The organism is Caballeronia sordidicola, assembly GCF_001544455.2.
Lineage (GTDB): Bacteria > Pseudomonadota > Gammaproteobacteria > Burkholderiales > Burkholderiaceae > Caballeronia > Caballeronia sordidicola.
Genome location: NZ_FCOC02000017.1, coordinates 36,009 through 47,243, shown reverse-complemented (window position 1 = coordinate 47,243; position 11,235 = coordinate 36,009). Strand labels below are relative to the sequence as shown.

At 60.4% G+C, this 11,235-nt stretch carries 9 protein-coding genes; 5 read left to right on the top strand and 4 right to left on the bottom strand.

Going from position 1 to position 11,235, the window contains the following annotated elements:
* Position 1: 1 nt before the first annotated feature.
* A complete protein-coding gene (locus tag AWB64_RS22815; RefSeq protein WP_060857712.1) occupies positions 2 to 961 on the bottom strand; it encodes an AAA family ATPase in 960 nt (319 codons plus the stop codon).
* 479 nt (positions 962 to 1,440) lie between these two features.
* On the opposite strand from AWB64_RS22815, the gene AWB64_RS22810 reads away from it, so the two are divergent.
* The 4 genes from AWB64_RS22810 (at position 1,441) to AWB64_RS22795 (ending at position 8,291) form a co-directional block, all read left to right on the top strand.
* Positions 1,441 to 2,673, top strand: coding sequence for a formylglycine-generating enzyme family protein (locus tag AWB64_RS22810; protein WP_082850599.1), 1,233 nt, complete (start codon positions 1,441 to 1,443; stop codon positions 2,671 to 2,673).
* Between the two features lie 92 nt (positions 2,674 to 2,765).
* Positions 2,766 to 3,821: an HAD family hydrolase gene (locus AWB64_RS22805; RefSeq protein WP_060857711.1), complete on the top strand. Its 1,056-nt coding sequence runs from the start codon at positions 2,766 to 2,768 to the stop codon at positions 3,819 to 3,821.
* 115 nt (positions 3,822 to 3,936) lie between these two features.
* The gene (locus tag AWB64_RS22800; RefSeq protein WP_082850598.1) at positions 3,937 to 5,628 is read left to right on the top strand and encodes an arylsulfatase; all 1,692 of its coding nucleotides are present in this window, start codon (positions 3,937 to 3,939) and stop codon (positions 5,626 to 5,628) included.
* An 8-nt stretch (positions 5,629 to 5,636) separates the two neighbouring features.
* Positions 5,637 to 8,291 (top strand): fused MFS/spermidine synthase, encoded by a 2,655-nt coding sequence (locus AWB64_RS22795; RefSeq protein ID WP_244164166.1) that lies wholly within the window; start codon positions 5,637 to 5,639, stop codon positions 8,289 to 8,291.
* Positions 8,292 to 8,360: 69 nt separating this feature from the next.
* Here AWB64_RS22795 and AWB64_RS22790 read toward each other — a convergent pair whose 3' ends face one another.
* A complete protein-coding gene (locus AWB64_RS22790) occupies positions 8,361 to 8,759 on the bottom strand; it encodes a hypothetical protein (protein ID WP_060857710.1) in 399 nt (132 codons plus the stop codon).
* Positions 8,760 to 8,989: 230 nt separating this feature from the next.
* Here AWB64_RS22790 and AWB64_RS31665 point away from each other — a divergent pair, with 230 nt between their 5' ends.
* Positions 8,990 to 9,751 carry a hypothetical protein gene (locus tag AWB64_RS31665; RefSeq protein WP_157766684.1) on the top strand — a complete coding sequence of 254 codons (762 nt, stop codon included), beginning with the start codon at positions 8,990 to 8,992 and terminating at the stop codon, positions 9,749 to 9,751.
* Here the strand turns inward: AWB64_RS31665 and AWB64_RS22780 are convergent.
* Both AWB64_RS22780 and AWB64_RS22775 read right to left on the bottom strand, forming a co-directional pair.
* Entirely contained in the window at positions 9,634 to 10,464 is an 831-nt protein-coding gene (locus tag AWB64_RS22780) for a DUF2092 domain-containing protein (protein ID WP_060857708.1), read from the bottom strand. The two genes, AWB64_RS31665 and AWB64_RS22780, sit on opposite strands and share 118 nt — an antisense overlap.
* Positions 10,465 to 10,587: 123 nt before the next feature.
* On the bottom strand, positions 10,588 to 11,046 hold the full coding sequence (locus AWB64_RS22775; RefSeq protein WP_060857788.1) for a glycine zipper domain-containing protein: 459 nt from the start codon (positions 11,044 to 11,046) through the stop codon (positions 10,588 to 10,590).
* Between the last annotated feature and the right edge of the window lie 189 nt (positions 11,047 to 11,235).

Sequence of the window (11,235 nt, the reverse complement as noted above, 5' to 3'; positions counted from 1 at the left end):
TTTACGCTGCTACGGCAACACGTTCGATGAGACGATCGATCACGTGGTCAGCGCCGATGTTGTCAGCGTTGGCATCGTAGGAAAGAATCAGCCGGTGACGCAGCACAGGATGGATAACGGCGCGGACATCGTCGGGTGTGACGTAGGTACGACCCTGCAGCCACGCATGCACGCGGCTCGCGCGGTCAAGGCCAATCGCGCCGCGCGGACTTGCGCCAATCTCGATCCATTTGCCGAGATCCGGATCGATCTCTCCGCCATGCCGCGTTGCGTTGACAAGCGACACGATGTATTCGTCAATAGCAGGCGAAACTGTGATTTGCCGAACGGCACGGCGCACCGCGAAGATGACATCCTGCGAGAGCGTCTCTGTGATCCGGGGCACGTCGTTGCTTTCGCGCCTGAGCATCCGCAACATCTCGCGCTCGCTCTCCGGCGACGGATACGTGATCAGCACCTTGAAGAGAAAACGGTCCATCTGCGCTTCAGGCAGCGGATACGTTCCTTCCTGTTCTATTGGATTTTGCGTTGCCATGACCAGGAACAGTTCAGGCATCCTGTGCGTTTTTCCCGCAACCGATATCTGCCGCTCTTCCATTGCTTCCAGCAACGCCGACTGGACCTTGGCGGGCGCGCGATTGATTTCATCGGCCAGAATCAGGTTGCCGAATATGGGTCCGGGCTGGAAGCTCAGCGTTCTTTCCGAGCCGGATTGCAACAGCGTCTCGGCGCCAGTGATGTCTGATGGAAGCAAGTCAGGCGTGAACTGGATGCGGCTCATGCTCGCCGCCAGCCGAGTTGCGATCGCCTTGACCGTGCGCGTCTTCGCAAGACCGGGCAAGCTTTCGATCAGCACGTGACCGTCGGCAAGAAGCGCTATCAGGATCTGGCGAACCACGGCTTCCTGGCCGACTATCGCCTCGCAAACACTGGCCTCGAAGCGCAGGATCGTTTCACGCATGGTTTTTAATCCCCTGATCGTTTCACTTCCGGTGGTCAGGCTGTTACCGCTTGTCCTTATGGACGTTAATGCACGCGGCGCGCTTCGTCAAAGATTCAGCGGCTCCTGAAAAATCCACTAAATGTCGCGGAAAAGTTGTTGCTTGCGCTTGGCAAATATGAGATTGGTGACTACTGATGACGGCGACGTCAGAACAGCAAAATGGAATGGGCATCGCTTAAAGCGCCTCTTTAAGCGGGCGCGATGGAGCGTGCGCCAAAATCTTCCGCTTCTTTTTTCTTCTCGAAAGAAACCTCGGGGCGAGAGATTGCCGCCACGAATAAAGCCGGCATTTTCAATGGTTAAATTCAAATTATTAGAAATGCTAATTTAATTTTCGTAATGGAAATCTGTAATTTCATCCGCCGAATATTCAAAAACCTGCGGAACGTTTGACGTTGGTCGACACAAGACGTCGAACCCGTGCGAGAGAACAAGCCATGAGCGTACGCAAGCCCGTTTCGGCCAAATCAGTCACTGCAAACACCGGTCAGCGACCATCGCGCATTGCCAGGTCTTATCGGAAGCTGGTTTTTTGGGGAGCGTTGCTGGTCCTCGCGCCGGCAGTCGTGGGCGCGGCCGTCAGTCTGGCCGTGAAGTCGCACGAGACACCCCACCCGCAGATTGTTTTCGGCGACGGTTCCCGCGGTCCGCTCGAAATGGCGTGGGTTCCGGGCGGTCAGTTCGAGATGGGAAGCGACTCAAAGCAGGCGCAGGCCAACGAACGTCCGGCGCATAAGGTACGCGTGCATGGCTTCTGGATGGATCGTCATCATGTCACCAATGCCCAGTTCGCCGCGTTTGTGAAAGCAACCGGCTACGTCACGACTGCGGAGAAAAAGCCCGATTGGGACACGTTGAAAGTTCAACTTCCGCCGGGGACGCCGCGACCGCCTGACAGCGCGTTGGTAGCGGGTGCGATGGTTTTTGTCGGCACGGGTCAGCCTGTGCCGCTGGAAGATTATTCGCGCTGGTGGCGCTATGTGCCCGGCGCGGACTGGCGCCATCCGACAGGTCCGGACAGCAGCATCGCGGGAAAAGACGATCACCCGGTCGTGCAGGTTTCGTATGAAGACGCGCAGGCCTATGCGAAGTGGGCTGGCAAGCGCCTGCCTACCGAGGCGGAGTGGGAATTCGCCGCACGAGGCGGTCTTGAGCAGGCCACCTATGCATGGGGCAACCAGTTCGCGCCCGGTGGCAAGCAGATGGCCAATGTGTGGCAAGGCCAGCAGCCGCAGTCCTTCCCGGTCGTCAATCCCAAGGCGGGCGGTGCGGTGGGAACGAGTCCTGTCGGCACGTTCCCGGCCAATGGCTACGGCCTCTCCGACATGACCGGCAACGCGTGGCAATGGGTTGCGGACTGGTACCGGGCGGATCAGTTCAGGCGCGAGGCGACGAGTGCGGGCGTGATCGAGAACCCCGTGGGGCCCGGGGATTCGTGGGATCCCGCCGATGCCGGCGTGCCGGTGGCCGCACCCAAGCGGGTCACGCGAGGCGGTTCTTTTCTGTGCAACGAAGACTATTGCCTGAGTTACCGGCCAAGCGCGCGGCGCGGCACCGATCCTTATAACAGCATGTCGCATCTCGGTTTCAGGCTCGTCATGGACGAGAGCACCTGGGCGGATCTGCATAAACGCCAGCAGTTGGCACGCGCCGATATCCCTGGCGGCTGAACATACCCATGCAGGCGAGCCACGCCATAGCGCGATCCAAAACGCTGTTTTCTCCGGTCAGGGAATCGCATTACCTCGGATGGACACGCTTGATGCATCTTCTTACCCGACGCCAATGGCTGACCCGCATCTCCGGATGCGCTGGCGCAGCACTTGTCGCGCTCTGCCTCGCGGGCTGCGCGGGCCAAGACCAGGCAAGCGGCACTGCGCCAGTGGCGGCGTCCGGCGCGCTCCCCTCATGGAGGGACGGTCCGGCCAAGCAGAGCATCACCAGGTTCGTGGCGGACGTCACGCGCGAAGGTTCGCCGGATTTCGTACCGGCGGCCGACCGTGTTGCCGTATTCGATAACGATGGCACGTTGTGGAGCGAACAGCCGTTGTACTTCCAGTTCGTCTTCTTGCTGGATCAGGTCAAGGCAGCGGCGCCGAGCCATCCGGAATGGAAAAACAACCCGGCGTTCAAGGCGCTGGCAGACAAGGATTACGGCGGGCTCGCGAGTCATCAAAAAGAGTTGCTGCAACTGGTCGCGATGGCAAACAGCGGCATGAGCGTGGATGACTACGACAAGACCATCCGCGAATGGCTTGCAACAGCGCGGCATCCGAAATTCGATCGTCCTTACACGGAGCTCGTGTACCAGCCGCAGCTAGAACTGCTCCGCTATTTGCGGGCGAACGGATTCAAGACCTTCATTGTTTCGGGCGGAACGATCGAATTCATGCGTCCGTGGGCGGAGAAAGTTTATGGCATACCGCCCGAGCAAGTCATTGGATCGAGTCAGGTTGTGAAGTACGAACTGGTCAATGGCAAGCCCACGCTCACGCGCATACCGAAGCTCGATTTCATCGATGACGGTCCGGGCAAGCCCGTCGGCATCTACCGGAACATCGGGCGCAAACCGATCCTCGCGTTCGGCAATTCAGATGGAGACCTTCAGATGCTGCAGTACACGGCGGCAGGAACGGGTCCGCATCTCGCGCTGCTGCTGCATCACGATGATGCCGCCCGCGAGTTCGCGTATGACCGCCAATCGAAGATCGGCAAGCTCGATAAAGCGTGGGACGAAGCCGTGGCAAACGGCTGGACCGTAGTGAGCATGAAGGACGACTGGCAGACCATCTATCCGCCTGCGAAATATCAGCAATAAGTAGTGGTATGCAGCAGCAAAAACGATCGGCAAGCGACACGCGATCGATCAGGTCATGCGGCATCGTTTTATGAACGAGAAGCAGTGACTGGCAATGACGTCATGGAGCAACACGATGAGACCGTTCTTTCGAAAAGGGCGCTATGCCCTGGGGGTGTCGCTTGTCGCCCTCGCCGCAATTGTTGCACTGGTGGTGCCGCCCACCAGATTGACCGCGCAGACGCAGGGCGCGGTCAAACCTGCCGCACCCGCTGCAACGAGCACGGCCAAACCTGCCAGCCAAAGTTCGTCCAAGCCGAACATTCTGGTGATCTTCGGCGACGATGTCGGCCAGACGAATATCAGCGCCTATTCGCACGGCGTGGTGGGCTACAAGACGCCGAACATCGACCGGATCGCGGCGGAAGGCATGATGTTCACGGACTACTATGCGGAGAACAGTTGCACGGCCGGGCGCTCGTCGTTCATTACAGGCCAGAGTCCACTGCGTACCGGGTTGTCGAAAGTCGGCGCACCGGGCGCACCTGTTGGCCTGCAAAAAGGCGACATCACGATTGCGCAGGCGCTCAAGCCGCTGGGTTACGCGACCGGCCAGTTCGGCAAGAATCATCTTGGCGACAAGAACGAGTACCTTCCGACCAACCATGGTTTCGACGAGTTCTACGGCAACCTGTATCACCTGAATGCGGAAGAAGAACCCGACCGCGACTACTGGCCAACCGACAAGAACGACCCTTACGTCAAGAACTTTTCTCCGCGTGGCGTGATTCACAGCACCGCTGACGGCAAGGTTGAAGACACAGGTCCGCTCAACGAAAAACGGATGGAAACCATCGACGATGAAACCGGCCAGAAAGCCGCCGACTTCATCACGAAGCAGGCCAAGGCGGGTACGCCGTTCTTCGTGTGGATGAACTTCACGCGCATGCACGTCTTCACTCACGTGCGTCCAGAGTTCAAGGGTAAGAGCGGCATGCGCGGAAACGAGTACGCCGACGGCATGTGGGAGCACGATCAGGACGTTGGCAAGCTGCTCAAGCTGCTGGATGACTTGAATATCGCGAAGAACACCATCGTGATCTACACGACGGACAACGGACCCAACCAGTTCTCCTGGCCGGACGCCGCTACCACGCCATTTCGCAGCGAGAAAGACTCGAACTGGGAAGGCGCGTTCCGAGTCCCTGCAATGGTTCGATGGCCGGGCGTCATCAAGCCGGGCGCGGTGGCGAACGATATGTTCTCCGGGCTCGACTGGTTCCCGACCTTGCTCGCCGCGGCTGGCGATGGTGGCGTGAAGGATCGGCTACTGAAAGGGTGGTCGCCGAAAACTGGCGGGGCCAGTTTCAAGAACCATCTCGATGGCTTCAACCAGTTGCCGTATATCACTGGCAAGTCGCCCAAGGGCGCACGCACGGAGTTCTATTACTTCGATGACGACGGCCAGCTTGTCGCCATGCGCTGGGATTCGGAGGGCATGGCGTGGAAGGCCGTATTCTGCGAGCAGCGGGCAAAGGGTAATTTGAACATCTGGCAGGACCCGCTTGTCTGCTTGCGCTTGCCGAAGATCTTCAACTTGCGCATGGATCCGTACGAGCGCGCGGACATCACGTCGGATCAATACAACGATTGGGTCGTGAAGAACGCATACCTGACGGGTATCGCTACGTTGAAGGCCTCGGCGTTCCTGCAGACCTTCGTGGCATACCCGCCAAGCCAGCGGCCGGCGAGCTTCAGCGTAGACGGCGTGCGCAGGCAGGTCGATAAGAAGATCGACGAGTCGTTCAAGAAGCGCGGTCTGGAGTAGACGCTTCCATGACGCCATCCGCCGCGTCCGCCGGTTTCAAAGCCGGCGGACGCGGCTCATTTGCCGAGCCGCACATGACCCAGACGCTTGCCACGCGTGCCAAGGCGCAACATCGCAATAAACGCGAACACGCGCCGCGTCGAACTGAATCGCTTTCTTTGAGCCACCCCGGCGAGCGCGGCGGTTCTTCGTTGCACATCGGCTGGGCTGCGCTGCTGTTGTTTGTATCGGGCGCGGCATCGCTGATTTATCAGGTGCTCTGGATCAAGCAACTCGCGCTTGTGGTCGGCGCAGAAGTGCAGGCGGTGACAACGGGTGTCAGCGCGTTTTTTGCGGGCCTTGCGTTAGGCGGCTGGTTGTTCGGACGTCTTGCCGATCAACAAAAACAACCGCTGCGCGTGTACGCGTATCTTGAGTTGTCCGCAATGATACTGGCGGTCGGCGCCACGTTCGCACTCGCTCGCGCTGGGCGGCCGTTCGCTGCGATGCAGGATCACACCGGCATGCTGGCGTGGGTGCTTCCCTTCGCGCTCGTCGGCGTTCCCGCCATTCTGATGGGCGGAACCCTTCCCGTCCTGATGCGCGCCCTCGCACCGCGGGCCGGTCATGTTGGGAGAGCGGGAGGGCGCTTGTATGCGGTGAACACTGCAGGCGCGATTGCGGGAACGCTTGCGGCTCCGTTCATTCTTATTCCGTCATTTGGCGTGCAAGGCAGCGCCATTGTTGCTGCCGCGCTCAATGCCGCGGCGGCGATGCTTTCCTTCCTCCTCAGCCAACGGATATCGGATCGCGTACCCGTTGAAACACGAAAGGCGGAACCTTTCGAAGGTATCGGACGCGCACGTCTCGCACTCGTGCTGTACGCGGTCGCAGGTGGCATTGCTTTGGGATACGAAGTAGTCTGGTCGCAGGCTATCGTCCAGTTCATCAGCACACGAAGCTTCGCGTTTTCCATCGTTCTGGCTACCTATCTTTTCGGTCTCGTGCTCGGCAGCGCGCTCGTATCTCGTCACGCTGACCGCGCCCGCGATCCGTGGAGTGCATTTGCGTTTCTGATCGTCGCGGCGGGACTCGTTGCGTTGCTCGAAATCGCGTTGCTCGGCGAATGGTTGCTGCGCGGGCAGGCGCAGGTATCGAGCATGGTGTTCAGCGCGACCGGCAGCATGCTCGCCGCAATGTGCGCGCGCTTCGCGCTGGCGGGCTTTTGCATGGTGTTCGTTCCCACCTTGCTGCTAGGCGCGGCGTTTCCGTTCGCGCTGCGTCTGAGTGTCGATAGCCGCAAGGTCGGGCGCGGAGTCGGCATGATCGTCGCGGTGAATACGGCGGGCGGCATAGCGGGGACCTTGATTGCGGGTTTTGTCCTCGTGCCGCTGCTCGGGCTCGTTCACACGCTCGCCGCGCTCGCACTCGCGGCGAGCATGGTTGGCGTGATCGCGGTGACATGCGCGGCGGGCAAGCGCTCGAACCTTCGATGGAGCGTGTTCGCACTCGCCGTCGCCGCGCTCGGCGCCGCGCTGCTCGCGCCGCCTGACCGGCTCGCCGCGATGCTCGCCAAAGCACGCGGCGGCGATCTGACTTTCTATGCGGAAAGCGAAGGCGGCATGGTAGCGGTCGTCACGCAAAACGCCGGCGATAACCACTTCAAACGCCTCTACATACAAGGCGTTTCCAACTCCGGCGACGCAATGACGTCACTGCGCTACATGCGCCTGCAAGCAATGTTGCCGCTGCTGATTCATCGCGGTGAGCCCCGTTCGGCGCTGGTGATCGGATTGGGTACGGGGATCACTGCCGGTGCACTGCTGCCCTACCCCGGACTCGAGCAACGCGTCGTGGCCGAACTGCTGCCGGCGGTCGTTGCGGCTGCGCCGCAGTTCAAGGGCAATTACGGCATGAGCACGGACCCGCGCATCGAAATCCGTCTTCACGATGGCCGTCGCGAACTGCTGCGCAACCCGCAGCGCTACGACCTGATTACGCTGGAACCGCCGCCGCCGTCCGCAGCGGGCGTGGTCAATCTGTACTCTTCGGATTTCTACAGGCTTACCGCGTCGCGCTTGCGGGACAGCGGTCTCGTCGCGCAATGGCTGCCCTTGCCGACGCAAAATGAAGACGACACGCGCGCGTTGATCAAGAGCTTCGTCGATGTATTTCCGTATGCCACGCTCTGGACCACCGAGTTACACGAAATGATGCTGATAGGATCGATGCAGCCCATCGAACTCGACATCCCACGCATTACTTCACGCTTCGAGCGACCCTCGGTTGCAGCAGCGCTGCGTGAGGTTGGCATTGCTTCGCCAGCGGCGCTCCTCGCCACCTGGATCACGGATCGCGCAGGACTTGCGTACTACGCCGCTGACGCCCCGCCCGTCACCGATGATCGTCCGGCGATCGAATACGCCGCATGGGTGCGTTCGACGGAGTTTCCGAATGTGCTGACACATCTGCTGGCGTTGCGCGCGCAGCCGCCGCTCAAGGGCACGGACGAAATCTTCACCAACGCCATGCAAGCGGAGTATCGGACATTGCACACTTTCTATGATGCCGGGATCAATGCGTATCGTGGTGATCGGGGTTCGTGGCAAGCGAATATCCGCAACGTCATGCGCGACGATGCGGACAATCCGTATTATCGGTGGTTCGTAGGGAATGGCGGTTAGCGGGCATGCGGCCGGGCTCGACCCTGGCCGCACACACCGGAACCGCTGAAACCGTCTTACGCGACGTGCTCACGCACACTGCTGCTCCCGCTCCTGATGACGCGCGCGCATTGCATGCAGATGCACCCTCTGGCGTTCGGCCGCCACCAGTTCGCGCTTGCCCTTGAGCGTCGCGCTCTTGAATCGCGGGTCACCCATCGCGGCAACATACGTGTCCCATCTGTGCTTTTGATATCGGCGGAAAAACTCCGGACCGGGCAAGCCGTTGTCGCACGCGAGCAGCACACCATAATCGATGTCGGGCGCATCATTGAGCGATCGCAGCGCGGCGTCGAGCACTTCATAGCGCCGTGTTAGCGGAACCGTACGCGGAAACAGCACGTGAAAGCGTTTGTACGGCAGCACCGTACTTTGTAATGCGGCCCGTTCTAGAGCCCGGATGACAAGAGCCAGCGGATTCGAGTCCATACCTATCTCCGGTTGATCAAGATTTATCGTCAGGATGCGCGTCAATTCATGCCAATCACGTTTTCGAAAAACGATAAGCACTCCGCACCGTGACGCCAAGGAAACCAGCCGGTATCGATATCGATTAGCGAAGACCGGCTGGGCGTTGAAGCAACTTACCTGGGCGCAGTTACCACGATGTACTGCACTTGTGTCCCGTAGTACTGCGGCTGATACCAGTTCGGACCGCAATGCTGGTAAGCAATGCCGTTGACAATCACGCTCGAACAGCTTGGCGGCAATGTAGCCACCGTCGCGCCGACGACAACCGCCGTAGTCACGCCCACCGCTACACCAACCGCGACCGGGTCGACGTACCAGCCGTCGTGGTAGTGATCATCATCGTGATGATGATCGTCGTCGTGATGGTGGTCGTCGTCATGGTGATCGTCGTCGTGGTGGTGGTCATCGTCGTGGTGGTGGTCATCGTCGTGGTGGCCATCGTCATGGTGGTCGTCGTGGTGACTGTTGTTGCCGCCGCCATTGTTGTGGCCGCCACCGCCGCTGTTACCACCGTTGTTGTGATCACCGCCGCCGCTGTTATGACTGCCGCCTCCGCCGCCGCTGTTGTGACTGCTTCCGCCGCCGTGACTTTCGCCAACGTTGCCGCCATGCGCCGCGCCGCCGCCCGCATGGCCACCTTGCATCCCGCCTTGCATCCCGCTTCGAGGAGCGCCGCCGTGAAAGCCTCCTCCGCCGCCATTAAAACCGCCACCGGGTGGCGCGTGGATACTCGTGCGTGCGCCGCCGCGAAAACCGAATGCGTGCACGCTTATGGATGTCGCGAGGAAAACGCCGGCTATGCCGGCAACCGCAAGTTGTCTGGTGCGAAACATCATTCACTCCCCTCAAACGGCGTGCGCGAAGCAGGCTTGAGTTCAATAGCCTTCGCGTTCGCCGCCGGCCGGAAAGTAAAGGTCGATGCCGGGAATTCCGGATTGATCTTCCAGTGATAAGTCGCGACATGCCGAGGACGCGCACTCTGCGATGTATCGACAATCGCCATGCGGCATGGCAGCGGCCTTGATCCGCTCTGGATCCATATCTCCCAGTCGGCCCCGCTCTGCTGATACGCATAATGGTTGCACCAGCGAGTATCCACGCGCTCCAGTCCAAGAAACAAAGCAGAAGTCAGCGTGACGTCGTCCACCTTGCCGTTGCCCCAATAGAACAGGTCGGCAAGCGGAGTATCGATGTTGTAGGTCGTCGATAATTCACGCACGAGCAAATCGTTCGACGGGGGCGCGGGGTTCGTCGAGTAATAGCCTTCCGCCGTATTGAAGATCGTGAAATGCCGGCCATCGTAGATCAGGCCTTTTGGCGCACGGCTGCCCGTGACGTCCGCCCTCATGCGATTGGGGCGCTCCACCTTGAGATCGGTCTCGTGAAGGAAGGCAACGGTCTGGCCGCTATCGAGCACGGCATCGGTTGACGTGGACGCGGTGACATCGAAGCGATTCAGCGAGCGCAGGTACTGCGACATGGCGCCCAGTGCATCGAGTGCCTTTTGCTGGCGCTCGGGCTGTGCGGTCGCGGCGGTGCTGCTCGCGGGGGTTGGGTTTGACTGCGCGATCGCGTTCGTCGCGCTGACGCCGTATGCGACGCACGCAGCGGCACACGCAACGGCAAGCGCAGCACGCGCGGTTTGAGGCTTACGGCTTGGCACATCGTCCTCCTTACTGAAAAGTAGCACCGACCGAGAGCTCGACGGCATTCCCCTTCGGCCGGTTGAGCACATCAAATTCGTCAACCATCTTTGTGCTCGTTTTTCTAGCGCCTCACCTGTCACCTATTGGACGGTATAACCACGTCCCTGCATGCAGGCGCCATATGAGCGCCAGTAGGTATTCATTTCGGACTGCGTATTAGCCTGTGCGTTCTGCGCTTGCGCCGCGTGCTGACGGCGGCTGCGCACCCCGCCCGCCACGGCGCCCGCCGTCGCCCCGACCGCTGCGCCGTGTCCGGGATCGTTATGGTTGACATCGCCGATGAGTGCGCCCGCCGCAGCGCCCCGCGCAGCGCCGCCTACTCGCGCACCTGTGGGCCCTTGCGGCGGAGGCGGCGTGCCCGCAACCACCGCGGGATCAATGCCCGTGTTCTGTTTTGCCCATGCGTAGCACGCGCCATCGTCCTGTGACTGTTTGCTGGCGCTTTGCCCATGCGCGGGATAAACCGCCGGCTTCTGGGCAAGCGCCGCGTGTGTGGCGACGGTAAGCGTGGCAGCTATTGCCAGATAGGATGTTTTCATGACGACCTCGAAAAACAATTGGTGCGATGGAGCTTCCCGCTCGCCGGATGCAATAACGCCGCTTTGTTTTGTAGTCTCGTTTGCGCGCGCAATATTTGCGGTACGCCGATCGAACCGTTTGATCCCAGAGCAGGATTGGGCGCAGGAGAAAAATCGTTTGTGCGGGCGTTCGCGCCAAAGGCGCTTGCC

Bases quoted from the DNA above. Each gene is read 5' to 3' on its own strand.
- AWB64_RS22800 (WP_082850598.1), top strand. From the start codon at position 3,937: ATGAGACCGTTCTTTCGAAAAGGGCGCTATGCCCTGGGGGTGTCGCTT.
- AWB64_RS22815 (WP_060857712.1), bottom strand. From the start codon at position 961: ATGCGTGAAACGATCCTGCGCTTCGAGGCCAGTGTTTGCGAGGCGATA.
- AWB64_RS22775 (WP_060857788.1), bottom strand. From the start codon at position 11,046: ATGAAAACATCCTATCTGGCAATAGCTGCCACGCTTACCGTCGCCACA.
- AWB64_RS22810 (WP_082850599.1), top strand. From the start codon at position 1,441: ATGAGCGTACGCAAGCCCGTTTCGGCCAAATCAGTCACTGCAAACACC.
- AWB64_RS31665 (WP_157766684.1), top strand. From the start codon at position 8,990: ATGCTGGTAAGCAATGCCGTTGACAATCACGCTCGAACAGCTTGGCGG.
- AWB64_RS22790 (WP_060857710.1), bottom strand. From the start codon at position 8,759: ATGGACTCGAATCCGCTGGCTCTTGTCATCCGGGCTCTAGAACGGGCC.
- AWB64_RS22795 (WP_244164166.1), top strand. From the start codon at position 5,637: ATGACGCCATCCGCCGCGTCCGCCGGTTTCAAAGCCGGCGGACGCGGC.
- AWB64_RS22805 (WP_060857711.1), top strand. From the start codon at position 2,766: ATGCATCTTCTTACCCGACGCCAATGGCTGACCCGCATCTCCGGATGC.